Genomic DNA, 22,230 nt, shown 5'->3' with positions numbered 1-22,230 from the left:
CATGACAGGCAAAAAAGAGATCAATCCGTTTCTGAAACAGGTGCTGGAGCTGGGCCCGCCTTTGGCCTTCTTCTTCATCTACCTGCGACTGCGCGACGACAGCTTCGAATTCGCAGGGACCGAGTATTCGGGCTTTATCGTTGCAACCCTGATCTTCGTGCCACTCATGCTGGGCGCGATGGCTATCCTGTGGTTTCTGACTGGGAAACTCAGTCGGATGCAGATCTTCACCGCCTTCATGGTCATTTTCTTTGGCGGCCTGACAGCCTGGTTCAACGACGAGCGCTTTTTCAAAATGAAAACGACGCTGGTTTACGGTTTCTTTTCGGTCATTCTGGGGATCGGTCTTTTGCAAGGAAAGTCCTATCTGGCCTACGTTCTGGATGAGATGCTGCCAATGCGCCACGAAGGGTGGATGATCCTGACCCGCAGACTGTGCGGTTGTTTTGCCGTACTTGCAGTGGCCAACGAACTTGTCTGGCGCACGATGTCCACCGATCTTTGGGTTAAAATCGAAACCTTCGGGTTTCCCATAGCCCTGATGGTGTTTCTGATGCTGCAATTCAGCCTTTTGCAAAGCTACATGGATGACCCCGACCACCAGTAAAGGGGCTGGTTCAGCAATCTGGGGCACCAGTACGAAAGGCAAGCCCAACAAAAACCTTGGCTAATTGTCATAGCTGTGAAAAGTTGTGGAACCACTCACCACCGCCAGCCGGAGTACCACACCAATATGACGGCCTTCCCTAACAGTGGCTTCCTGTCGGAAGCTTCGGACCGATTGAGGGCCATGCTCTCAGCGCAGGCTACCGAAATATCCCTCAAACAAGGCGACGTCCTCTTCGAACAGGGGGACGAAGGCGATGCCCTTTTTGCCATTCTGGAGGGCACGCTCGAAGTTTCCTTTCTCGCGATGAGCGGGCGCAAGCTATCCCTGACCCTCATGAAGCCAGGAGAGGTCTTTGGTGAGATTGCGTTGTTCGATAACGGACCACGTACCGCGACGATCTCGGCGGCTGAACCGTCGCGTGTATTACGGGTACGACGCAACGACGTCATGAACCAAATTCGTCAGCACCCTGACCTTGCCGTCGACATGATCCGCTTGGCGGGCCTTCGGATGCGCTGGATGGGCTCTCAGCTGAACGAACAGGTCTTTCTGCCGATGCCTATCCGCCTTGCCCGCAAACTGTTGCACCTGTCCGACCTGCAGGGCAACGCATCCAACCGCATAACCTTATCGCAAAGCGAACTGGCCGAGTTTGTGGGCGCAACGCGTGAGGCCGTTTCCAAGACCATTTCGACCTGGAAACGCGATAACGTGGTCGAAGCCTCGCGCGGAGGGTTAAAAATCCATGACTTTGAGGCGTTGCGGGAACTGGCCGACTCGGATTTGATTTAACCTGATGTGACCTGCTTCACATACGGTCAGCCGCGTTAAGACTATCTTAATAATTGTTACCGTAGGAGGTCAGAGAATCATCCCCGATATCTGTCCACTGACCTCTCCCTGTATCAGAGCCACGCGCCTTCCCCGGCGTGTGGCTCACTAATTTAGACCTCGCACAAATAAGGCCGGAGCTCTCGCTCCGGCCTTTTTCATTTTGCGGATATTTGACGGTTACCCGCCAAGGCTCAGCGCCACGAAACGAGGATCGCCGCCCCGACGCACCAGCAGCAACAGCGACTTGCGTCCTGCTTCACGCGCTTCTTCCATCCGTGTTTCAAGATCGTCGATGGACGTCACTTTTTGCTGGCCGGCCTCGGTGATCAGATCACCTGCGCGTAAACCCTTGGCGTATGCTTCGGATGCTTCGTCAACTTCGGTCACGACCAGACCATCCGCATCTGCATCCAAGTTAAGATCCGTGCGCAATGTGTCGGTCAGTGGCGAAATGGAAAGCCCAAGAATATCGGCATTCTCGTCCACCGGCTCTTCAGGAGCCTCTTCCTCGCCGCTATCTGCGCGTTCCGCATCTTCGCGACGGCCAAGCGTTACCAGTACCGTCTGCGTTCCGCCATCACGATGAACGACGACCCGGACAGATTTGCCGACAGTGGTTTCACCGACCTGACGCACCAAACCGCGTGTATCTTCAACTTCGACACCATCAAAGCTGAGAATAACGTCGCCAGCCAGCAGGCCCGCATCTTTGGCCGGGCCGTCCGGAACATCGCTGATCAGCGCGCCGCCGGGTTTTTCCAGCCCCATGGCTTCGGCCATATCCTCGGTCACATCCTGAATGCGAACACCCAGCCAACCGCGACGGGTTTCACCAAACTCGCGCAATTGATCGACGACCTTAATTACAACGTTGGACGCCATCGAAAATCCAATGCCGATCGACCCTCCGTTCGGGGACAAGATGGCCGTGTTCACTCCGATTACTTCACCATCCATATTGAACAGTGGCCCGCCCGAGTTGCCTCGGTTAATGGCCGCATCCGTTTGGATGTAGTCGTCATAAGATCCGCTCAGCGCGCGATTTCGGGCCGATACGATACCAGCGGACACCGAAAAACCTTGTCCAAGCGGGTTACCCATTGCGATCACCCAGTCGCCCACGCGGGCCACGTCGCTGTCGCCGAACTGCACATACTGCAGCGGGCCGGACGCTTCGACCTTGAGAAGCGCGATGTCGGTTTTCTCATCCGTTCCGATCACTTTGGCGGGCAACTCTTTCTTAGGCTGTCCGTCGCCAGGGAAGAATTCGATCAGGATTTCATCAGCCTCAGCGATGACGTGGTTGTTGGTTACGATGAACCCATCCTCTGAGATCACGAAACCTGAACCCAAGGCATTGCTGCGACGCGGGCGATTGTTGTCGTCACCGTTACGATCCTGAAACTCGCGAAAGAAATCCTCGAACGGAGAACCTTCGGGAACGATCCCCTGAGGCCCTGCCTGCCCTTCGATCAGGGTGGATGTCGTAATATTGACCACCGCAGGGCTGATCTGTTCAGCCAGCGGTGCCAGGCTGTCACCACGCGCTTGCGCAGAGACCGATTGGGCCAGAACAAGCAGCAGACCGGCGACCGCCAACCACATCAACCGCATGAAACCAACAACATCGTCCCGCCGGACGGAAATACTGCGCGCTTGTGCCTGCACTTGGGAACTCCTTGTCGTCAATATTGTCTGGATCGCCCTTGGGCGGTCCTTCTTGACAACCAATGTAGTCGGTTTGTCCTAACCCGCAACTGAGGATCGCGGGGAAATCACCTGCAAGTGAAAACGCTGTATTAAAACCCGACCTGAAAAGCCCCCCAAAGCAGCACCAATCCACTTACGATGCACAATAACCCGGCCAATCGCCGCGCCTGTTCCGGTAAAGTCCGCAAAGCTTCGAGCATTCTTTCAATAAGCGAAGGGGCCAGCGCATAGGCCAGCCCCTCGACAATCAGCACCAGCCCAAAGGCCAGAAGGATCATACCCATTACTGGGTCGCCTGCCCTGTGGGCGATTTCAGGTAGTTGAAGAACTCGGAATCGGGGCTGAGCACCATCGAGCTGTTGCCACCGCCCAGCGCGCGCTCATAGGCGGACAGCGAGCGGTAGAACTCGAAGAACTCCGGGTCTTTGCCAAAGGCTTCAGCGAAGATTGCGTTGCGTTCCGCGTCGGCCTCACCACGAATGATCTCAGCTTCGCGGTTGGCGTCCGAGACCAGCTCGACCACGGTCCGGTCGGCCTGCGCACGCACACGCTGCGCCGCCTCGTTACCGCGGGCACGTTCGTCGGTCGCCTCACGCTCCCGCTCGGCTTTCATCCGGTCGAAGGTTGCATTCAGGTTAGCCTGCGGCAGGTCAGTTGCCTTCAGGCGCACGTCGATCACATTCACGCCCAGCGCACGCGCTTCGGCAATTGCGCTGTTGCGGATACGAAGCATAAGGGCCGCACGGTCCGAGCTGAGGATGTCGCGAGAGGAAACTGAACCCAGAACTTCACGCGTTTCGGCGCGCAGGATACGGTCCAGACGATCTTCGGCGACCGGGATGCCTCCGACACCAACGGCCTGACGGAATTGCTCAAGATCCGAGATCCGGTAACGGGCAAATGCGTCAACCACCAGACGACGATCGTCCAATGGCGTGACTTCCAACGGCTGTACGTCAATGGACAGGATACGGTCGTCGTAACGTACCACTTCCTGAATGACCGGGATCTTGAAGGCCAGACCCGGGTCTTCCTTGACCGAGACAACACGGCCAAATTGCAGAACCAGTGCGCGTTCGCGTTCATCGACGATAAAGATCGATGACAAACCGACCACGCCCAGGATCACGATGATGATAAGAATAATGGGTGACTTACGCATCAGTTGCTCTCCCCGCCTGAGTTGCGGCGCAGTTCATTCAACGGCAGATATGGCACGACGCCCTGGCTCTGACCGTTGGAGTTTTCGTCCAGAATGATCTTATCCACGTCACCCAGAACCTGCTCCATCCGCTCTAGATACAGACGCTTGCGGGTCACATCGGGCGCTTTGGAGTATTCTTCCAAAACCGCGCTAAAGCGGCTTGCCTCACCCTGTGCGCTGTTGATCTGTTGGGCGCGATAAGCTTCGGCCTCTTCCAGAACCTGTGCGGCTTCACCACGCGCTTCGGCCAAAACGCGGTTGGCGTAGGCGTCAGCGACGTTTTGCAGACGGTCACGCTCCTGAGCAGCGGCCTGAACGTCGCGGAAGGCCGCAATCACGTCTTGCGGCGGGTCAGCCTTGTCAAAGTTCACACGGACAATGTTGATGCCTGAATCGTAACTGTCCATCGTTTCCTGGATCAACTCTTGCAGGCGTTCAGCGATGACACCACGATCCCTGTTCAGGATCGGAGCCAGTTCGCTTTGCGCGATGATCTCACGCATCGCCGATTCAGATACCGCGCGGATCGTTTGACGTGCGTCGCGTAGATTGAACAGGAACTTGGCCGGGTCGTTGATGTTCCAAACGACTTGGTAGTCGATATCGACCACGTTTTCGTCACCTGTCAGCATGAGGCCATCATCGCTGCCGCGCGCGCCACCCATGTCTTCGTTCTGTTCGCGGGTGACCGGGATGACCTCGGCGGTCACGAACGGCCACGGCGCAAAGTTCAGACCGGGATTACCAACCGCGGAGAACTCACCAAGAAACAGCTCGACTGACTGTTCTTCCGGTTTCACCGTGTAAAAACTTGCCGCGCCCCATAGGACAGCGCCAACCACGAGACCGATAATGACCGTCCCTTTAGTGAAAAGCGGCCCACCGCCGCCCGAGCCCTGCCCGTTGCTGCCGCGTCCTGAACCACCGCGACCGCCCATGAGGACGCGCAGTTGTTCCTGACCTTTCTTCATCAGCTCGTCGATCTCGGGGATCTGCGGGCCATCGCCTTCGGGTGGGCGTTGCCCGTTCCCGTTGTTACCCCGATTTCCTCCGCCGCCAGAAGAGCCTCCGCCCCCCCAGGGGCCGCCGCTGTTGCCCGCCATATGAATCTATTCCCTTGTGTTGGACCGTGTGATCACGGGTTCCCTTGTAACTTGTGTGCGCGCGGTTGCAAATCAAGCGGTGCGCGCAGGTTGCCGCATTGTCACCAGTTCTTCGGCCATGACCGGGTGAACTGCAACAGTGCGATCGAAATCTTCTTTGGTTGCGCCCATCTTTACGGCAATTCCCGCCAATTGGATCATCTCACCCGCACCCGGAGCAACAATGTGGCACCCCAATACCTTTCGGGTGGCCTGAGACACGATCAGCTTCATCAAAACACGCTGAGTTCCCCCCGCAAACGCTTTTTGCATAGGCTTGAACGATGTCGCGTAAACCTCAATCGGCTCTTGTGCCGCTGCTTCTTCTTCGCTTAGCCCTACTGTTCCAAACTCGGGCTGGGTGAAAATCGCGGTCGGGATCAATTCGTGATCAACCGGCGTCGGGTTCCCTCGGAATACGGTTTCGACGAAAGCCATACCTTCGCGGATCGCCACTGGCGTCAGGTTTACCCGATCTGTCACATCACCGATGGCGTAAATCGAAGGAACGCCCGTCTGGCTGTACTCGTCCACCAGAATCTCACCTTTGCGGCCCCGCTCAACGCCGACGGCCTCAAGACCCAGATTGTCCGCGTTCGGCGCACGGCCCGTTGCGTACATCACAACGTCGAACTGATCCTCGGTACCGTCGGTCGCTTTGACACGGATTTTGTCGCCCTCTTTCGTCATCTCAAGCACATTGGTGCCGAGACGGACATCAATCCCGTTCTGACGCATCTCTTCACAGATCAGCCCGCGTGCTTCTTCGTCGAAACCACGCAGGATTTGTGCCCCGCGATAGAACTGAGTTGTTTTGACCCCAAGCCCGTTCATGATCCCTGCGAATTCGCTGGCGATGTAGCCACCGCCGACGATCAGAATGCTTTCGGGCAGCTTTTCCAGATGGAAAATCTCGTTCGACGTAATCGCAAGATCCGAGCCCGGAAACTCGGGCACAACCGGGCGCCCGCCGGTGGCGATTAGAATGTGCTTGGCCGTCTTGCGGGTGCCATCGGCCAGTTCGACCGTATGAGCGTCAACGATATGCGCGCGCTGGTCAAAGCTTTCGACCCCGTTGTTCTTAAGGATGTTGCGGTAGATGCCTTCCAGGCGATCCAGTTCTGTCGTCAATTTGTCGTGAAACGTGTTCCAGCCAAACGCTCCGGGCTGGATGTCCCAGCCATAGGCTTGCGCGTCGCCCACCATGCCAGAATACTCACTGGCAAAAACCATCAGCTTTTTGGGCACGCACCCACGAATAACACATGTACCGCCATAGCGGTCTTCTTCGGCAAGTGCGACCTTGGCCCCGGTTTCACCAGCCGCTACGCGCGCCGCGCGGACTCCGCCCGAGCCTCCGCCGATGACAAACAGATCATAGTCAAAGCTCATCCTGAGTTCCTTCTTTCCGTCAGGCCAAAATTCGTTGAGTATCTGGGGTCGAATAACAAACTGCCAACCCTTGGTGTTTCAGAAAATGTAACAAAGACCCTGAAAACACGATTGGTTAAGCTCAATCCGCGAGGTCCGAGAATAGATTCTCGTGGCTATCGGCCGGCTGCTCGGTCTCGACAGTACCGTCATTGATATCGCGGATTTCGACGCGACCATCGCCGTAACCGACCACAACTTTGTCACAAATGTCGATGAACAGACCGTTTTCGACAACACCCGGCACCTGGTTCAGAACCAGCGCCAGTTGGCGCACATTCCCGATGCGCTGCAAATGCAGGTCAAGCACATGGTTGCCCTCATCGGTGACAAACGGCACTTCTTGGTTCATACGCAGCGACGTGCGTGTGCCCAGTACGTCCATTGTGTCCAGCGCCTCTTCAACAAGGGTGCGGGTGGTTTGCCAGCCAAAGGGGATCACCTCCAACGGCAAGGGGAACGCGCCCAATGTCTCAACCTCTTTTCCGGCATCGGCGATGACCACCATCTGATCACTTGCAGTCGCAACGATCTTTTCCTGCAGATGCGCGCCGCCACCGCCTTTGATCAGGTTCAGTTCGCCGTCAAATTCATCCGCCCCGTCGATGGTCATGTCCAACCACCGCGCCTGATCCAATGACACAACCTCGATCCCGACCTCGCGCGCCAGTTGGGCCGTGCGGGTCGAGGTCGGTACACCCCTGATCTTCAAACCGTCCTGCTGCACCCGCTCGCCCAGACGACGTACCATCCAGGCGGCAGTCGACCCGGTGCCCAATCCGACGCGCATCCCGTCCTCAACCAAGTCCGCAGCACGGCGCGCGGCCACGTATTTGGCCTTGTCGATGGGCGACATCTCTGTGGTCATTGCAGCACCCCCTTGTCTTGCTGCCGAAACGTATACGGAATGCCCTCAGAAACTGCGAGAGGGAATTGATCACGTCACCCGGCGCGCGAATCCTAAAACTACGCGTTTCCTATGGGAAACGTCGCAATCGAGGCTTTCTGGCCGACGTTCAGCGTATACATATGGATCATGAACACGCCCTATCGCCTGCACTATGCCCCTGACAACGCCTCGCTGGTGATCCGGCTGGCGCTGGAAGAGATGCGCCTAAAGTACGAAACCGTTCTGGTAGACCGCAGCGTGAACGAACAGGAAACTGATGCTTATCGTGCATTGAACCCGAATGGGTTGATCCCCGTTCTTGAGACACCGCACGGGCCAATTTTTGAAACCGCTGCCATTTTATTGTGGCTGGCGGATTCGCATAAACAACTTGCCCCTACCCCGGACGCTCCTGACCGGGCCGCGTTCTTGAAATGGCTGTTCTTTGCCTCCAATACACTGCACGCCGATCTGCGGATTCTGTTCTATGCGGAAAAGTACATTGAGGCGGGTCACGCAGACACCCTGCGCGCCGGAATCCGCCCGCGGCTGCGGAACCACCTTCGTCTGTTGGATGCGCAGGCTGCAAAGACGCCTGAGTGGCTGCACCCGGAAAAACCTTCTATTCTGACCTACTATGTCGCTTGTCAGATGCGATGGATGGGCCTTTACCCGATGAAAGCTGATCGCAGCTGGTTTCAACTTGCGGACACACCCCATCTGCAGCGGATTCTGATGCAACTGGAATCTCGCCCCGCGACGCGTGCCGCTATCGCAGCCGAAGGGTTGGGGGTTACACCCTTCACAGCCCCGATTTACCCTAACCCACCAGAAGGCTCTGCTATCTGATATGTTCCTGTCTGTCTTCGATATGTTCAAAGTGGGCATTGGCCCATCGTCATCGCACACTATGGGTCCGATGGTGGCCGCCGCGCGGTTCTTGGACCAAATGCGCGCCTCGCCGTTCGAATTTGCGGGCTTGCGTGGGTCACTGCACGGATCATTGGCGTTTACGGGCGTCGGTCACGCGACGGACAGAGCGACTATTCTGGGTCTGGCGGGCTTTGTCCCCGATACGTATGACCATGAAAAGGCCGAAGCGGCGCTGGCCGCCATCAACGAAACGCACACCGTCACGGTCGATGGGCTGCCGACGTTGCACTTTGACCCCAAAACTGATCTGGTCTTTGACTATGAACACCACCTGTCCGGCCACGCCAATGGCATGATCCTGATGGCCACTGATGCGCAGGGCGATGTGATCTTGCGTCAGGTGTACTACTCTATCGGTGGCGGGTTTGTCTTGACCGAAGAAGAACTGGCAGAAGGCAAAGCCACAGACGAAGGCAAGCCGGTCCCTTTTCCTTTCAAATCTGCGGTCGAGATGCTCGACATGGCCAAATCCAGCGGTAAAAGCATTGCCGAGATGAAGCGCGCCAATGAAATCTCGCGGGGGTGCGCCGACAGCTTTGCCAAGGGCACCGCGCGGCTTTGGCAGGTGATGAACGACTGTATCGAACGCGGCCTGACCACCGACGGCATCCTGCCCGGCGGTTTGCACGTTCGACGCCGCGCCAAGGGCATCCATGACGCGCTGCAGGCCGAGCGTGGGATGAACCTGAACGCGCCGCACACGATCAACGACTGGATGAGCGTCTACGCCATGGCCGTGAACGAGGAAAACGCAGCCGGTGGACAGGTCGTCACCGCACCCACGAACGGGGCCGCAGGCGTACTGCCAGCGGTGTTGCGCTATTACCTCGACCATGTCCCCGGTGCCTCTGAAACCCATATCGAGGACTTCCTGCTGACGGCTGCTGCAATTGGGGGGTTGGTCAAATTCAACGCCTCGATTTCGGGTGCCGAGGCCGGTTGTCAGGCCGAGGTCGGCAGCGCGGCGGCTATGGCGGCAGCCGGGCTTTGCGCTGTAATGGGCGGCACGCCCGAGCAAGTGGAAAATGCGGCTGAAATCGCGCTCGAGCATCATTTGGGTATGACCTGCGATCCCGTGGCAGGATTGGTTCAGGTTCCCTGCATTGAACGCAACGGCTTGGGCGCCATCAAGGCAGTTTCGGCTGCTTCGCTGGCGTTGCGCGGGGATGGGCATCATTTCGTCCCTCTGGACGCGGTGATTGAAACCATGCGCCAAACGGGCCACGACATGCACGAGAAATACAAGGAAACCTCGTTAGGCGGATTGGCTGTCAACGTGCCGAACTGCTGACCCTTACGGAAGGAATAACATGCAGGGACATTGCCTTTGCGGTGCCGTTTCTTTTCAGGTCGACCCTCCGGTCCTGTCCTGCGTGACCTGCCACTGTGACAGCTGTCGCCGACAATGCGCCGCCCCGATGACAGCGTATTTCGGCGTCAGAGATGGTCAGTGGCGGTGGACGGGGTCTACGCCAAAGACATTTGCGTCTTCGCCGGGTGTCGAGCGTAGTTTTTGTGCCGATTGCGGAAGCCCCATATCGTTTCGATCCGAAGCCATGTCTGGTGTACTGCATCTTTACACCGCGCTGCTGGACGACCCAAACCAGCTCCGACCCACATTACATGTTGCGCACGAAGAAAAGCTGGATTGGTTGCAGTTATCGGACGGGTTGCCGGTTTGCATTGGTCCCGACTACACCAAGGTTCAACCCTTGCCAGAAGACCTTTCAACCGATCCGCAAAACCCTTAGCGTCGCGCACATGACACAGGATCGCCCCGTCTTTGGCATCGTCTTGATGCTTGGATTTTGCCTGCTTGCGCCGTTGGGTGACGCAATGGCGAAACTGCTGGGCGAGACGACTCCGGTTGCGATGCTGGTTTTTATCCGCTTTGCGGTTCAGGCCCTTATTCTGACGCCGCTTGTTCTGTTGACCGGCAGACCCTGGATGATGCGAGGGCGCGTTTTGCGCCTGACGTTTATTCGAACGGTTCTGCACATTATCGGCATTAGTGCGATGTTCAGCGCATTGCAGTATTTGCCCTTGGCAGACGCGGTAGCCATCGCTTTTGTGATGCCATTCATAATGCTGCTATTAGGCCGGTACGTACTGGGCGAAGAAGTCGGGGCGCGGCGGCTGATCGCCTGCGTCGTAGGCTTTGTGGGCACATTGCTTGTCATTCAACCCAGTTTTGTGCAGGTCGGCGCAGCCGCGTTGTTGCCCTTGGTGGTCGCCGTGGTCTTTGCCCTGTTCATGCTGGTAACGCGTCAGATCGCCAAAGATACGGACCCAATCGCGCTTCAAGCTGTGTCCGGCCTGATGGCAACTGGTCTGATGCTGCCGTTTCTGCTGGCTGGAACATCGGCCCAGATATGGCAGCTTTCACTAGTCGTCCCCGAAGGCGACAGCCACGTGTTGTTGTTGGCCATCGGGGTCTTGGGAACGGTCGCGCATCTTTTCATGACCTGGTCGCTGCGGTACGCCCCGTCGGCCACTTTGGCCCCGATGCAGTATCTTGAGATCCCGGTCGCCACCGTATTCGGTTGGATCATCTTTCACGACTTACCAGACGGGCTGGCCGCACTTGGGATCGCAATCACGGTCGCTTCGGGCCTTTATGTCATCCTGCGCGAGAGGGCCAGCGCCCGGTCTGCTCCGACTGAAACACCTGCATAACCTGCTCTAGCGCGCCGCGCGGAACCATAACGATCATACCCGGGCCGTCGATGTTCAACTCGACCTCCGCGATGACCCGATTGGACGTACCGATTTGCCCGCCGGGTTCGAACACCAAGCCATCAATGGGCCATTCCAACCCCTTGCTTCGTCCTGTCACGCGCTCAAGTGGAAACAAGGACACGATATCTCCAACCGATAGATTTAACGCAAGACGAGGTGGCGCGTGAAAAACGACCTCATGCGCGCCCAGCAAAACACAGGGGCGATCTTGCTGGCGAACCAGTGTGTTAAGGACCGCGAGTTGATGGTCCAACCTGTGTCCAAGAAATCCGATTCCCAAAACCAGGGGGGTGTCGATACTACGAAGCGCCTTATCAAAGTCAGTGCTGTCTTGTTCCTTGATCGGAAACTGACGTTCCGATGGTATAAGGTCTTGGATACGCGGCTCAAGCGAATCGAAATCGCCGATGACAGCATCCGGAATGCGCCCATTTTCGACCAAAGGTATCGCTCCGCCATCTGCGGCGACTATTGTTTGTGTACGAATCAGCGCCAATTTCAGGTCTTCGGGCATGATTAGACCGCCGCCAACCAGCGTTATTGGGTCGTCTGACCGTACAATTGGCATATTTTTCGTAAGATTGATCATTTTTCCCGGATTTGGACACATTGAGACCACAAAATGGTAGGTTCATAGGCAGAGGTTTGAGCCAATAGGTGTGCCCGGCACAGGGCGGGTTGGCTGTCGTAGTTTGTAAAGGACGTGCGTCTGATGGTACAGAATAACAAGGTTTTAACCGTTTCATACGGAACCTTCTCATGCACATTGGAAGGCTTTGACGACTCGTTCGAGACGATGAAAGCGATTGCCGAGTATTTTCGCGATCTCGCTGCCGAAGATCGTTACTTTGGATCCGAACCTCCGCAGCCTGACGCAGAAATGCTGGCTCGTATCGCCCAACGCGACGCATCGCGTCGTGTCGAAGCCAGCCAGAACGACCACGGCCTTGTCCTGCGAGCTACAGAACAAGCCGCGCCCGCGACGATTTCTGCGGCTCCCACGCCGAACGAAGTCTCTGGTTTTATGCAGCAAACTGCGCCCGCAGAACCCGTTGCTGAAACGTCTGAACCCGTTGAAGAAACCCCTGCCCCAGCAGCCGACAGCATTGCTGCCAAACTGCAGCGTATTCGGGCTGTCGTATCTCATACCGACGAAAACTCGGTCATCTATGCCGAAGACGAAGAAACCACGCTGATGAACGCAGCCGCCGCGCCAACGGACGCCGTTGCTGCTGCGTTTGAGGCTGGTTCACTCAGCGCATCGGATTTCGAAGACGAAGCCGAAGAAGCGATTGATGCCGTCGCCGAAGACATGCAAGCCAGCCCGGTCGAAGCGGAAGAAGAACCTGCGTCGGAAGATGAGATGGCGTCCGAGTTCGCCATTGAAGACGATGAACAGGTCGGCGAAGACCTAGAACCTTCTGTCGATGAAGAGATCGCTCTGCAAGAAGAGTTGACCGAGGAAGAGCCCCAGTTCGAAGACGAAACGTCTGAAGAAGAAGATCTTCTTGAAGATGACGAACCCGCCGAGGAAGAGGATGAGCCGGTCAACATTCTGGGCGACTACGCCATGGATGACGTCTCGGACGAGCAGGAAGAGCCTGTAGAAGAGTTCGAGGAAGGCATCCTGACGGCAGCGGATGAGCAAGACCTGTTAAGCGAAATCTCGAACGTCGAAGCGTTCTTGGCTAGACGGGCAACCGAATCTTCTGACGATTCCGGTCCGGATCAGGATGTATCCCGCCTGATGGACAAGGCGAATGTGCAGATGGACGATCCCGCGACCAGTGATCAGCGTGAAACCTATTCGCAGTTGCGCGCCGCCGTTGCAGCCACCGAGGCTGAACGCAAAGAAAAAGCACCAGAAGCCGAAGAAACTGATGAAGCCGAATACCGGGATTTCACGTCGTCGGTCAGCCCGCGCCGTCCCGAAATCGAAGTCACCAGCATGCGTCCGCAATCTGACACTTTGGCCCCGCTGAAACTTGTGGCCGAGCAGCGTATCGATACCCCCGCTGACGAAGCCGCCCCGATCACTCCGCGTCGTGTCCGCGCACAGGACGAAGAAATGGCGACGGAGGAAGGCGGATTTGCGAATTACGCACAAGAACAAGGTGCCCAGTCCCTTCCCGATCTACTTGAAGCCGCCGCATCCTACCTGTCATTCATCGAGGGACAGGAGCAGTTCTCGCGCCCTCAGTTGATGAACAAGATTCGCTCGCTCAAACAGGACGAATTCAATCGAGAGGAAAGCCTGCGCTCTTTTGGCCAACTGCTTCGTGATGGCAAAATCGAAAAAGCAGGCGGTGGCCGGTTTGCCGCGTCGACTCATATTGGTTTCCGCCCGGATGACGACGAACGCGCAGCAGGCTGAAATTGACCAACAATAGAGTTAGGTCGGGGATTTCCCCGGCCTTTTCTTTTGCGCGAATTTACGCGGGCGACTGCTTTTCCTGATCAACTTTCAGAAATTTATGCTGCACTGCAGAAAAATCTGTTATGATAGCCCTAGTACGACAGTTTTAAGTCTTCCCGCGTTCAAACAGAGGCTGCGCCATGTATGAACTTCCAATTAGACGTCTTAGAATTTACGACAAGCCAAAGATAGAGAGCCATTTCAACAGCTTGGACACCGACGCGCTCATGTCGAGGTTCGGTGTTTCGGTTAAACCCGAGTTCATTCAGGCCTATCTATCTGATATTTTCGACAATGCAGCGCTTGTTTATGGCGCGTTTCCCGACGCGTGCTTGCGCGGTGTTGGCGAGATGCGAGTGGTGCCGGACAATACCAACCACGTCGCAGAAGTCGCCTTTTCGGTCGAAACCTCCTGGCAAGACCGCGGGATTGGCGATGCTCTTTTGTCCCGAATAATCGCGGCTGCCCGGAACCGAGGCATTCGAGAAGTGCATATGCTGTGTTTGGCAACCAACCAAAAGATGCGTCGTCTGGCATCAAAACACGATGCGGACCTGAACCTGATCACCGGTCAGATCGAGGCTACACTGGCCACGCCATGGCCAACCCCATTCAGCGTTGCCGAGGAAATTTCCGGCGAGTACCACGCAATGGCCCGCGCAATTCTTAGATGGCCCGGACTGGATGCCTCTACTGTTCGGTAGCGGGTAACGTTAATCGTTTGGATCGTTCGGGTCTTCTTTGCCAACGCCTTTGAAGACAAACTTGAACGGCAGGGCCCACAAGATGCCCAGCACAACGTAAACCACAAACTCCAGCCAAATCGGCGGACGGTCCAGCCAATTCACCACAGTCACCACGGCAACGATGTAAAGCGGCAAGCCAATAAGCAGCAAAACCAATGACCAACGTCGGCGGGCTTTGTAGCTGAGGCCCGATTTCTGTTCGTCAGTCATCAGTCTGCAAACGGGTCTGTCACCAATATGGTGTCATCCCTCTCCGGGCTGGTCGACAACAAGGCCACAGGGCATTCGATCAATTCTTCTACACGGCGGACGTATTTGATCGCATTGGCGGGCAGATCTGCCCAGCTGCGGGCACCCTCAGTCGATTCGCTCCACCCCGGCATTTCTTCGTAAATTGGCGTGCACCGCGCTTGTTGATCAGCAGCAGTGGGCAAATAGTCCAAACGCTCGCCATCCAATTCGTATCCAACGCAGATTTTCAGGGTTTCAAAACCGTCCAGAACATCCAGTTTTGTCAAAGAAATTCCATTCACACCGCTGGTGGCACAAGTCTGGCGCACAAGACAAGCGTCAAACCAGCCGCAGCGACGCTTGCGCCCTGTTGTCGTACCAAATTCGTGCCCTCGCTCACCCAGGCGCTGACCATCAGCGTCTTCCAGTTCGGTCGGGAAAGGACCTTCGCCAACGCGAGTGGTATAGGCTTTGACAATTCCCAGCACAAAATCGATCGACCCGGGGCCTATGCCAACACCGGTCGCAGCCTGCCCCGCAATTACATTCGACGAGGTCACAAAAGGATATGTACCAAAATCAATGTCCAGCAACGCGCCTTGCGCACCTTCAAAAAGAATGCGCTTCCCGGCTTTGCGCTTTTCGTTCAGCACCTTCCAGACGGGAGCAGCAAAAGGTAGGATTTCCGACGCGATTTCCTTGAGTTGCGCGACAAGAGCGTCGCGATCTACGGGCGCGATCCCCAGACCCTTCCGCAACGGATCATGATGCTGCAGCGCCCTGTCAACACGCGCCTCTAGGGTTGCTTCATCAGCCAGATCGGCAACACGCACAGAACGTCGACCAACCTTGTCTTCGTATGCAGGCCCGATTCCCCGCCCGGTTGTTCCGATCTTTGTCCCCTTGCTGGCCGCTTCTTCACGCGCCCGGTCCAATTCCCCGTGGATCGGCAGAATCAGCGGCGTGTTTTCCGCGATCATCAACGTATCAGGTGAAATCTCCACGCCCTGCGCACGAATAGTCGCAATCTCTTTAAGCAAGTGCCAGGGGTCCAGAACAACGCCGTTGCCGATCACACTTAACTTGCCACCGCGAACAACACCCGACGGCAACGCGTGCAGTTTGTAGACCGCACCATCAATTACCAAAGTATGCCCGGCATTGTGCCCGCCTTGAAAACGCGCAATCACATCGGCCCGTTCACTGAGCCAGTCGACGATCTTGCCCTTTCCCTCGTCACCCCATTGGGCGCCGACAACAACCACGTTGGCCATATCCGGTCCTTTTCGCGCTGAGTATTCAAACCCGGCTCGTATAGCGAGGCTCAGACGGCAGGGAAACCGATATTTCGCCGCAGATGACATTCGCGCATACGCGCGAAGCCTCCGGCGGGGATATTTTCAGCCAGATGAAGTTCGGATCCCCTGCTTCATCTGGCCACAAATATCCCGGGGGAGTCGCCCGGAACGGGCGGCGGGGGCAGAGCCCCCCTACCTACCCTGCCGCCAACTTGACAGGTTGTCCGTGGGGCGTCGTGAGGTAGGCTTGCTCCCAGGCCGCCGAGAAATCGGTAACGTCCTGTACGCTGGTTTCACCTATCTCGGCCAGGAAAGTTTCCAAAGTCTCCAGCCAAGCTTTGAAATAATCGTCTCCGCCATCCAGCTCCTTATCGAGCCCATGACGTTTTAACGTAGCGGAAAACTGTGTGGCCCAATCCGGCCAACTGAAACATCCAGACTCGTTTAGCGCGACGGTCAATGCAAATAGATCGGCATGCCAAGGAGCCGCGAAGACGGGTTCCGGGGCGGAATGTGTAAAGCAGTCGCTCATGCAGGTTCCAGATAGCTTTGCCAAAGATCGAGCACGACCTCGTCATGTGGGCTTTCCGGGTTTACCCAAAGTTCAGACGCTGGAAAGCCGACTGCGTACAAAGGCTCGGGTGCTTCCCCTAATCCGTGTGCGCTGGAATCTGGAAGCACATGTGTTCCGTGCACCCTGACTATTCGACCAACTGCACCTGATGCGTAAGCAGGCAAGCGCGTATGCCCGCCGTCTTTAAGACGGTTTGATGCCGGTCGTAACGTTCGAACCGCCTGGCCGGGTTCGAATTGTACCGGGATGTTTGACGGTCGGTCCGCCGGAGCGCCTTTGGACAACGCGGCTGCTACAGAATCGGCCTTCAACATGCGCGACGTCAGGGGATGAGGTTTGTCTGTTTGCACCCCCTTTAAGTCATCCACGGTCAAAACGCCCTGTTCGACCAAAAGGTCGGCCAACGCGGATATCCATTTCTCGTAATACGAAAACCGGGCGTAGTCTTTCGGTGACAATTTCTCGCGTGCGTGGCGCGACGTGTCGATATTCCATTGCCCCAGAAAACCAGCGGCCAGAGTGACCGCAAGGGCGCGACCGTGCCACTCTTGCGGGAATACCGGCGCGTCTTCGGCGTCTGGTATGACCGGACCGTCGCCAAAGCGGCCGCCCATATCGTGAACACGGGTCATGATGGCACCCGTGGCAGTCCGGTGCCAATCATGCTGTCACGGGTTACCAGCGCCGCGAGTTCATCCTCGGTTAGACCTTCAGTGCCCTCTGGCCTCAATGGAAGAACAAGATAGCGTATTTCGGCGGTCGAATCCCAAACGCGAACAGATGTATCTTCGTCGAGCGTCACACCGAAGTCGGCCAGAACTTTGCGTGGTTCGCGCACGGCCCGGGCCCGATAAGCGTCCGACTTGTACCAGCCCGGAGGTATTCCCAACAGCGGCCACGGGTAGCAACTGCACAGCGTACACACCACCATATTGTGCAGCGCCGGTGTGTTTTCGACCGCAACAATATGCTCACCCTGGCGGCCGAAAAAACCCAGATCAGCGACGACGGATGTCGCATCCTCTAACAGCGCCTGTCGGAATTCTGGGTCCAGCCAAGCCTTGGCCACAACGCGCGCGCCGTTCTGCGGCCCTATCTTGTTTTGATAAGTGTCGATGATTTCATCCAATGCCGCGGGATCGATCAAACCCTTCCGAGTCAGAATCGTTTCCAACGCTTTGACCCGCAGCGCAGGTTCAGGTGGCAAAAGGGCGTGCGGATGGTCGTGATCGTCATGTGGCATGGGTGGAGGTTGCGCGATCATGTACCGATCTGTCCAGTCCCTTTGGCGTGATACGCAACATCACCAACCGTGATGCGAACTCCTCCCTTGCCCCCGGAACCAAACTTGCATAAGTACCACGCGATACACGCCACGCTGTACAGGACCACCATGGAAAACGTCGTTCTCATCATCCATCTTCTTTTGGCTTTGGGCCTGATCGCCGTTGTTCTGATGCAGCGGTCCGAAGGCGGTGGGCTTGGCATGGGTGGCGGCGGCGGTGGTGCCATGACGGGTCGCGCGGCGGCGACAGCATTGGGCAAGGTCACCTGGATACTGGCCGCGTGCTTTATCGTAACGTCGATCACGTTGACCATTCTGGCGGCCCAGAAGTCCTCGGGCAGCTCGGTCATTGATCGTCTGGGTGTTCCTGCCCCAGCCCCGGCTGAGGAAAGTGCACCTGCAGTTCCATCTGCTGACGATCTTCTGCCTCCTGCTCAGGGTGACAACGCTCCGTTGCTGCCGCAGGCCGACTGATCCACTACACTTAGAAATCTGAAAGAGAACTGCAACAGCATCTTGCGGTTCTCTTGCGCTATTGGCGCGAATCCTTTATATGTGAAGTCCCGTGGTGCTGCGGTTTTTTCAAGCCGCCGGGCAGTTGATTTTGACGTCTCACGGGAGCAGCCGAAAAAACATGGCGCGATTTATTTTCATCACTGGTGGTGTGGTTTCATCCTTGGGCAAAGGACTGGCTTCGGCGGCCTTGGGTGCGCTGTTGCAGGCCAGAGGATACTCGGTTCGCCTGCGCAAACTGGACCCCTATCTGAACGTCGACCCGGGCACCATGTCGCCGTTTGAGCATGGCGAAGTGTTTGTCACCGACGATGGTGCTGAAACCGATCTGGACCTTGGCCATTATGAGCGCTTCACCGGTGTTGCCGCGCGCAAGACCGACTCGGTCAGCTCGGGCCGGATTTATTCCAACGTGCTCGAGAAAGAGCGTCGAGGCGATTACCTCGGCAAGACCATTCAGGTGATCCCGCACGTCACCAACGAAATCAAGGATTTCATCGCCATTGGCGAGGATGAGGTTGATTTCATGCTGTGCGAGATCGGCGGCACCGTCGGCGATATCGAGGGCCTGCCCTTTTTCGAAGCCATTCGTCAGTTCAGCCAGGACAAGCCGCGCGGTCAGTGTATCTTTATGCACCTGACACTGTTGCCCTACATCAAAGCCTCGGGTGAGTTGAAAACCAAGCCGACCCAGCACTCAGTAAAAGAGCTGCGCTCGATCGGTCTGGCCCCTGATATTTTGGTTTGCCGTTCCGAGGGGCCGATTCCCGCCAAGGAACGCGAAAAACTGGCGCTGTTCTGTAACGTACGCCCCGACAGCGTGATTGCAGCGCAAGACCTCAGCACCATCTACGACGCTCCGCTGGCCTATCACCGCGAGGGGTTGGATCAGGCGGTTCTGGACGCGTTCCAGATCAGCCCTGCCCCCAAGCCCGATCTGGCCAAGTGGGAAGACGTCAGCGACCGTATCCACAACGCCGAAGGCGAAGTGAAGGTCGCTATCGTCGGTAAGTATACCCAGCTTGAAGACGCCTATAAGTCGATTGCTGAGGCACTGACCCACGGCGGCATGGCAAACCGCGTCAAGGTCAAGGTTGAATGGGTCGACGCCGAAGTGTTCGACACCGAAGATGCCGCACCACATCTGGAAGGCTTCCATGCAATTCTTGTTCCGGGTGGTTTCGGCGAACGTGGTACAGAGGGTAAAATCAAAGCAGCCCAATACGCGCGCGAGCACAAGGTACCCTACCTTGGTATCTGCCTTGGCATGCAGATGGCAGTGATCGAAGCAGCCCGCAATGCGGCTGGCATCACCGAAGCCGGGTCCGAGGAATTCGACCATGAAGCCGGTAAAAAACGTTTTGAGCCAGTCGTTTATCACCTCAAGGAATGGGTTCAGGGCAATCACAAGGTCGAACGCAAAGTCGGTGACGACAAGGGCGGCACCATGCGTTTGGGTGCGTATGATGCGGTACTGGCAGATGGCTCCAAGGTCGCCGAGGTCTATGGCGGCACAAATATCGAAGAACGCCATCGTCATCGCTATGAGGTCGACATCAAGTATCGCGAACAACTTGAAAAGGCCGGTCTCAACTTTTCAGGCATGTCGCCCGATGGCCGCCTGCCCGAGATCGTCGAATGGTCCGACCATCCGTGGTTCATCGGCGTCCAGTACCACCCAGAACTGAAATCCAAACCATTCGAGCCGCACCCGCTGTTCCGTGATTTCGTACGCGCCGCCAAAGAGACGTCGCGACTGGTGTAATTCACCGCAAATTGAGGGCTGTTTCGGAATTTACTGTTCGAAACACCCTCTTACAGGGTTAACTGTCGCCATATGACCAGACAGGAGACCTGCCATGACCGATCAAGCAACCCGCGCAGCAACCTTTGCCACCCTGCACAAAAAGGGCGACCCGGTCATCCTGTATAACATCTGGGACGCTGGCAGCGCAGGTGCTGTCCGCGATGCAGGCGCTAAGGCCATAGCGACGGGTAGTGCCCCGGTCGCCATGGCGCAGGGTTTTGGAGACGGGCAGAACATCCCAATGGAGTTTGCGCTGGATAATGTCCGGCGCATCGTTTCAGCGGTTGATCTGCCGGTCACACTGGACTTCGAAGGTGGATATGCTGAGGACCCCGCCAACATTGCAGCGAACGCACGCCTCGCGCTGGAAACGGGTGTCGTTGGATTCAACTTTGAAGACCAAATTATTGGAACAAAAGACCTTTATGACATCGAGACCCAGGCCGCCCGGGTCGCTGCCATGCGTGAAGGATGCGATGCGGCAGGTGTTTCGGCCTTTATCAACGCGCGCACGGATATCTTTCTGAAAGCCAAGCCGGAAACACATGACGAAGCGATGCTGGACGATGCAATTTCCCGCGCAAAAGCCTATGCCGACGCCGGAGCAAGCGGGTTCTTCGCTCCGGGTCTAAAGGATGAAAAACTGATTGCGCGCCTGTGCGACTCGACCGATTTGCCGGTCAACATCATCGCCTTACCCGGCACGCCCGATACAGCGACTTTGGCAAGACTGGGTGTTGCACGCATAAGCTATGGCCCTGTTCCGTATCGCCAAATGCTAGGATGGCTGCAGAAGCAAGCAGAGCACGCAATTCAATCCGCTGGCTAACTCTTTTACCGTCGTCGATTTTTTGTGCGCGTGTAGCGCGTTGTGTGACCGTATGAACATATGCGGCTATGTGCGGTAGTCCGTGCTTGGCGGGGTACCAAATATAGACTAACCTCGCAGTATGTTGAAAAAGTTCTTTCAGGCTTTCCGCCCGCCGCAGCATGATAAACTACCTGATCCAGATGCCGAGCTTGCGCTTGGGGCGCTGATGGTTCGTGTGGCTCAGGCGGATCGCGATTACAAACTGGAAGAAATCAGCCTGATCGACCGCATATTAGCACGCCTCTACCAGCACAACGCGATCGAAGCGGCAAAGGTGCGGGCCACCTGCGAAAAGCTACATGCAGCCGCGCCCGAGACGGATACGTTTGGCAAGTTGATCCGCGAAACAACAGATCAACACGAACGTTTGGCCGCGCTGGATGCATTGTGGGAGGTCGTTCTGGCCGATGGCGAGTCCGATGAGGGCGAGATGAAAATCGTCGAAGAGGCCCGCATCGCAATGGGCCTGAGTTTCAAAGACAGCCAAACCGCCCGCGAGCGTGTGCAAAGACGCTTGGAAGAGACCTAGCTCACCTCTATATCTGGTTCATGTTTAGTGATTTTCTGTCCCGGCTGACTCAGCCGAAGCCCGATCCGCTTGCCGATGAAGATGCCCGCTTGGCCCTGACGGCCTTGTTGGTGCGCATTGCGCGGTCTGACAACGATTACGCAGACAGTGAAATGGCCAGAATCGACCGGGTTTCTGCCGAGCGCTATGGTCTATCGCCGTTTGAAGCCGCTGCGTTGCGCGCCCGAGCTGAAGACCTCGAGGCTGAAGCCCCTGACACAGTTCGCTTTACCCGCGCAATCAAAGAAGCCGTTGCTTACGAAGACAGGCTGGCGGTGGTTCAGGCCATGTGGTCAGTCGCATTGGCGGATGGGCAGCGGACAGGTGAAGAGGACTCTCTGCTGCGGCTTGTGGTTAGCTTGTTGGGCGTCAGTGATGTGGATTCCGCATTGGCCCGCCAGAAAGCCGCCAGTTCGTGATCGCGTCGTT

The 22,230-nt window shown here is 56.8% G+C and carries 25 protein-coding genes; 13 read left to right on the top strand and 12 right to left on the bottom strand.

Features of this window, described 5'->3' with window-relative positions; genetic code table 11:
• Position 1 precedes the first annotated feature (1 nt).
• Positions 2 to 607, top strand: a complete 606-nt coding sequence (locus ACR0BD_RS10685) for an inner membrane-spanning protein YciB (protein WP_480830297.1) — start codon at positions 2 to 4, stop codon at positions 605 to 607.
• Between the two features lie 126 nt (positions 608 to 733).
• Complete coding sequence (locus ACR0BD_RS10680) at positions 734 to 1,402, top strand: Crp/Fnr family transcriptional regulator (RefSeq protein WP_480697755.1); 669 nt, start codon at positions 734 to 736, stop codon at positions 1,400 to 1,402.
• Between the two features lie 219 nt (positions 1,403 to 1,621).
• On the opposite strand, the gene ACR0BD_RS10675 is transcribed toward ACR0BD_RS10680, so the two are convergent.
• The 6 genes from ACR0BD_RS10675 to rpiA all read right to left on the bottom strand — a co-directional run bounded on the left by ACR0BD_RS10675 (position 1,622) and on the right by rpiA (position 7,799).
• The gene (locus ACR0BD_RS10675) at positions 1,622 to 3,112 is read right to left on the bottom strand and encodes a Do family serine endopeptidase (protein ID WP_480830296.1); all 1,491 of its coding nucleotides are present in this window, start codon (positions 3,110 to 3,112) and stop codon (positions 1,622 to 1,624) included.
• A 131-nt stretch (positions 3,113 to 3,243) separates the two neighbouring features.
• Positions 3,244 to 3,438: a DUF2065 domain-containing protein gene (locus ACR0BD_RS10670; RefSeq protein WP_480697757.1), complete on the bottom strand. Its 195-nt coding sequence runs from the start codon at positions 3,436 to 3,438 to the stop codon at positions 3,244 to 3,246.
• Positions 3,438 to 4,316, bottom strand: a complete 879-nt coding sequence (gene hflC / locus ACR0BD_RS10665) for a protease modulator HflC (RefSeq protein ID WP_480697759.1) — start codon at positions 4,314 to 4,316, stop codon at positions 3,438 to 3,440. Before hflC ends, ACR0BD_RS10670 begins: the two co-directional genes overlap by 1 nt.
• Positions 4,316 to 5,461: an FtsH protease activity modulator HflK gene (gene hflK / locus ACR0BD_RS10660; RefSeq protein ID WP_480830295.1), complete on the bottom strand. Its 1,146-nt coding sequence runs from the start codon at positions 5,459 to 5,461 to the stop codon at positions 4,316 to 4,318. Before hflK ends, hflC begins: the two co-directional genes overlap by 1 nt.
• A 72-nt stretch (positions 5,462 to 5,533) precedes the next feature.
• On the bottom strand, positions 5,534 to 6,892 hold the full coding sequence (gene gor / locus ACR0BD_RS10655; protein WP_480830294.1) for a glutathione-disulfide reductase: 1,359 nt from the start codon (positions 6,890 to 6,892) through the stop codon (positions 5,534 to 5,536).
• Between the two features lie 121 nt (positions 6,893 to 7,013).
• Positions 7,014 to 7,799, bottom strand: coding sequence for a ribose-5-phosphate isomerase RpiA (gene rpiA / locus ACR0BD_RS10650; RefSeq protein ID WP_480697765.1), 786 nt, complete (start codon positions 7,797 to 7,799; stop codon positions 7,014 to 7,016).
• A gap of 168 nt (positions 7,800 to 7,967) precedes the next feature.
• Between rpiA and ACR0BD_RS10645 the strand changes: the two genes are divergently transcribed.
• From ACR0BD_RS10645 to ACR0BD_RS10630, 4 genes are read left to right on the top strand one after another with little or no spacing between them, the layout of a single operon-like run.
• Positions 7,968 to 8,669, top strand: coding sequence for a glutathione S-transferase family protein (locus ACR0BD_RS10645; protein ID WP_480830293.1), 702 nt, complete (start codon positions 7,968 to 7,970; stop codon positions 8,667 to 8,669).
• Position 8,670: 1 nt separating this feature from the next.
• Positions 8,671 to 10,044 (top strand): L-serine ammonia-lyase, encoded by a 1,374-nt coding sequence (locus ACR0BD_RS10640; RefSeq protein ID WP_480830292.1) that lies wholly within the window; start codon positions 8,671 to 8,673, stop codon positions 10,042 to 10,044.
• Positions 10,045 to 10,063: 19 nt separating this feature from the next.
• Positions 10,064 to 10,504: a GFA family protein gene (locus ACR0BD_RS10635; RefSeq protein WP_480697771.1), complete on the top strand. Its 441-nt coding sequence runs from the start codon at positions 10,064 to 10,066 to the stop codon at positions 10,502 to 10,504.
• Between the two features lie 10 nt (positions 10,505 to 10,514).
• Positions 10,515 to 11,429 carry a DMT family transporter gene (locus ACR0BD_RS10630; protein WP_480830291.1) on the top strand — a complete coding sequence of 305 codons (915 nt, stop codon included), beginning with the start codon at positions 10,515 to 10,517 and terminating at the stop codon, positions 11,427 to 11,429.
• Here the strand turns inward: ACR0BD_RS10630 and ACR0BD_RS10625 are convergent.
• Positions 11,374 to 12,060, bottom strand: coding sequence for a thiamine diphosphokinase (locus ACR0BD_RS10625; RefSeq protein ID WP_480707147.1), 687 nt, complete (start codon positions 12,058 to 12,060; stop codon positions 11,374 to 11,376). The genes ACR0BD_RS10630 and ACR0BD_RS10625 overlap by 56 nt on opposite strands.
• A 144-nt stretch (positions 12,061 to 12,204) precedes the next feature.
• Between ACR0BD_RS10625 and ACR0BD_RS10620 the strand changes: the two genes are divergently transcribed.
• Together ACR0BD_RS10620 and ACR0BD_RS10615 are read left to right on the top strand one after the other, a co-directional pair.
• The gene (locus ACR0BD_RS10620; RefSeq protein WP_480830290.1) at positions 12,205 to 13,866 is read left to right on the top strand and encodes a hypothetical protein; all 1,662 of its coding nucleotides are present in this window, start codon (positions 12,205 to 12,207) and stop codon (positions 13,864 to 13,866) included.
• A 182-nt stretch (positions 13,867 to 14,048) separates the two neighbouring features.
• Positions 14,049 to 14,612, top strand: coding sequence for an N-acetyltransferase family protein (locus ACR0BD_RS10615; protein ID WP_480830289.1), 564 nt, complete (start codon positions 14,049 to 14,051; stop codon positions 14,610 to 14,612).
• 9 nt (positions 14,613 to 14,621) lie between these two features.
• On the opposite strand, the gene ACR0BD_RS10610 is transcribed toward ACR0BD_RS10615, so the two are convergent.
• The 5 genes from ACR0BD_RS10610 to nthA all read right to left on the bottom strand — a co-directional run bounded on the left by ACR0BD_RS10610 (position 14,622) and on the right by nthA (position 18,000).
• Positions 14,622 to 14,864, bottom strand: coding sequence for a DUF2842 domain-containing protein (locus tag ACR0BD_RS10610; RefSeq protein ID WP_480830288.1), 243 nt, complete (start codon positions 14,862 to 14,864; stop codon positions 14,622 to 14,624).
• Positions 14,864 to 16,159 carry an adenylosuccinate synthase gene (locus ACR0BD_RS10605; protein ID WP_480830287.1) on the bottom strand — a complete coding sequence of 432 codons (1,296 nt, stop codon included), beginning with the start codon at positions 16,157 to 16,159 and terminating at the stop codon, positions 14,864 to 14,866. The genes ACR0BD_RS10610 and ACR0BD_RS10605 overlap by 1 nt, the downstream gene beginning before the upstream one ends.
• A gap of 220 nt (positions 16,160 to 16,379) precedes the next feature.
• A complete protein-coding gene (locus ACR0BD_RS10600) occupies positions 16,380 to 16,715 on the bottom strand; it encodes a nitrile hydratase accessory protein (protein WP_480697785.1) in 336 nt (111 codons plus the stop codon).
• Positions 16,712 to 17,389, bottom strand: a complete 678-nt coding sequence (nthB, locus tag ACR0BD_RS10595; RefSeq protein WP_480830286.1) for a nitrile hydratase subunit beta — start codon at positions 17,387 to 17,389, stop codon at positions 16,712 to 16,714. The genes ACR0BD_RS10600 and nthB overlap by 4 nt, the downstream gene beginning before the upstream one ends.
• On the bottom strand, positions 17,386 to 18,000 hold the full coding sequence (nthA, locus tag ACR0BD_RS10590; RefSeq protein ID WP_480830652.1) for a nitrile hydratase subunit alpha: 615 nt from the start codon (positions 17,998 to 18,000) through the stop codon (positions 17,386 to 17,388). The genes nthB and nthA overlap by 4 nt, the downstream gene beginning before the upstream one ends.
• Positions 18,001 to 18,150: 150 nt before the next feature.
• On the opposite strand from nthA, the gene secG reads away from it, so the two are divergent.
• The 5 genes from secG (at position 18,151) to ACR0BD_RS10565 (ending at position 22,220) form a co-directional block, all read left to right on the top strand.
• Complete coding sequence (secG, locus tag ACR0BD_RS10585; RefSeq protein WP_480697789.1) at positions 18,151 to 18,516, top strand: preprotein translocase subunit SecG; 366 nt, start codon at positions 18,151 to 18,153, stop codon at positions 18,514 to 18,516.
• Between the two features lie 160 nt (positions 18,517 to 18,676).
• Entirely contained in the window at positions 18,677 to 20,320 is a 1,644-nt protein-coding gene (locus ACR0BD_RS10580; RefSeq protein ID WP_480830285.1) for a CTP synthase, read from the top strand.
• A 94-nt stretch (positions 20,321 to 20,414) separates the two neighbouring features.
• A complete protein-coding gene (locus ACR0BD_RS10575; RefSeq protein ID WP_480830284.1) occupies positions 20,415 to 21,191 on the top strand; it encodes an isocitrate lyase/PEP mutase family protein in 777 nt (258 codons plus the stop codon).
• Positions 21,192 to 21,312: 121 nt separating this feature from the next.
• Positions 21,313 to 21,762 (top strand): tellurite resistance TerB family protein, encoded by a 450-nt coding sequence (locus tag ACR0BD_RS10570; protein WP_480830283.1) that lies wholly within the window; start codon positions 21,313 to 21,315, stop codon positions 21,760 to 21,762.
• Between the two features lie 20 nt (positions 21,763 to 21,782).
• The gene (locus ACR0BD_RS10565; RefSeq protein WP_480697796.1) at positions 21,783 to 22,220 is read left to right on the top strand and encodes a tellurite resistance TerB family protein; all 438 of its coding nucleotides are present in this window, start codon (positions 21,783 to 21,785) and stop codon (positions 22,218 to 22,220) included.
• Positions 22,221 to 22,230 lie beyond the last annotated feature (10 nt).

This window comes from Ruegeria sp. G5, from assembly GCF_056533365.1.
This window is presented reverse-complemented; position numbering and strand designations above follow the sequence as displayed.

What these genes read in the sequence shown, in the direction of transcription:
- ACR0BD_RS10685 (WP_480830297.1), top strand. Translation starts at nt 2, where the DNA reads ATGACAGGCAAAAAAGAGATCAATCCGTTTCTGAAACAGGTGCTGGAG.
- ACR0BD_RS10680 (WP_480697755.1), top strand. Translation starts at nt 734, where the DNA reads ATGACGGCCTTCCCTAACAGTGGCTTCCTGTCGGAAGCTTCGGACCGA.
- ACR0BD_RS10670 (WP_480697757.1), bottom strand. Translation starts at nt 3,438, where the DNA reads ATGGGTATGATCCTTCTGGCCTTTGGGCTGGTGCTGATTGTCGAGGGG.
- hflC (WP_480697759.1), bottom strand. Translation starts at nt 4,316, where the DNA reads ATGCGTAAGTCACCCATTATTCTTATCATCATCGTGATCCTGGGCGTG.
- hflK (WP_480830295.1), bottom strand. Translation starts at nt 5,461, where the DNA reads ATGGCGGGCAACAGCGGCGGCCCCTGGGGGGGCGGAGGCTCTTCTGGC.
- gor (WP_480830294.1), bottom strand. Translation starts at nt 6,892, where the DNA reads ATGAGCTTTGACTATGATCTGTTTGTCATCGGCGGAGGCTCGGGCGGA.
- rpiA (WP_480697765.1), bottom strand. Translation starts at nt 7,799, where the DNA reads ATGACCACAGAGATGTCGCCCATCGACAAGGCCAAATACGTGGCCGCG.
- ACR0BD_RS10645 (WP_480830293.1), top strand. Translation starts at nt 7,968, where the DNA reads ATGAACACGCCCTATCGCCTGCACTATGCCCCTGACAACGCCTCGCTG.
- ACR0BD_RS10640 (WP_480830292.1), top strand. Translation starts at nt 8,671, where the DNA reads ATGTTCCTGTCTGTCTTCGATATGTTCAAAGTGGGCATTGGCCCATCG.
- ACR0BD_RS10635 (WP_480697771.1), top strand. Translation starts at nt 10,064, where the DNA reads ATGCAGGGACATTGCCTTTGCGGTGCCGTTTCTTTTCAGGTCGACCCT.
- ACR0BD_RS10630 (WP_480830291.1), top strand. Translation starts at nt 10,515, where the DNA reads ATGACACAGGATCGCCCCGTCTTTGGCATCGTCTTGATGCTTGGATTT.
- ACR0BD_RS10625 (WP_480707147.1), bottom strand. Translation starts at nt 12,060, where the DNA reads ATGCCAATTGTACGGTCAGACGACCCAATAACGCTGGTTGGCGGCGGT.
- ACR0BD_RS10620 (WP_480830290.1), top strand. Translation starts at nt 12,205, where the DNA reads ATGGTACAGAATAACAAGGTTTTAACCGTTTCATACGGAACCTTCTCA.
- ACR0BD_RS10615 (WP_480830289.1), top strand. Translation starts at nt 14,049, where the DNA reads ATGTATGAACTTCCAATTAGACGTCTTAGAATTTACGACAAGCCAAAG.
- ACR0BD_RS10610 (WP_480830288.1), bottom strand. Translation starts at nt 14,864, where the DNA reads ATGACTGACGAACAGAAATCGGGCCTCAGCTACAAAGCCCGCCGACGT.
- ACR0BD_RS10605 (WP_480830287.1), bottom strand. Translation starts at nt 16,159, where the DNA reads ATGGCCAACGTGGTTGTTGTCGGCGCCCAATGGGGTGACGAGGGAAAG.
- ACR0BD_RS10600 (WP_480697785.1), bottom strand. Translation starts at nt 16,715, where the DNA reads ATGAGCGACTGCTTTACACATTCCGCCCCGGAACCCGTCTTCGCGGCT.
- nthB (WP_480830286.1), bottom strand. Translation starts at nt 17,389, where the DNA reads ATGACCCGTGTTCACGATATGGGCGGCCGCTTTGGCGACGGTCCGGTC.
- nthA (WP_480830652.1), bottom strand. Translation starts at nt 18,000, where the DNA reads ATGCCACATGACGATCACGACCATCCGCACGCCCTTTTGCCACCTGAA.
- secG (WP_480697789.1), top strand. Translation starts at nt 18,151, where the DNA reads ATGGAAAACGTCGTTCTCATCATCCATCTTCTTTTGGCTTTGGGCCTG.
- ACR0BD_RS10580 (WP_480830285.1), top strand. Translation starts at nt 18,677, where the DNA reads ATGGCGCGATTTATTTTCATCACTGGTGGTGTGGTTTCATCCTTGGGC.
- ACR0BD_RS10575 (WP_480830284.1), top strand. Translation starts at nt 20,415, where the DNA reads ATGACCGATCAAGCAACCCGCGCAGCAACCTTTGCCACCCTGCACAAA.
- ACR0BD_RS10570 (WP_480830283.1), top strand. Translation starts at nt 21,313, where the DNA reads ATGTTGAAAAAGTTCTTTCAGGCTTTCCGCCCGCCGCAGCATGATAAA.
- ACR0BD_RS10565 (WP_480697796.1), top strand. Translation starts at nt 21,783, where the DNA reads ATGTTTAGTGATTTTCTGTCCCGGCTGACTCAGCCGAAGCCCGATCCG.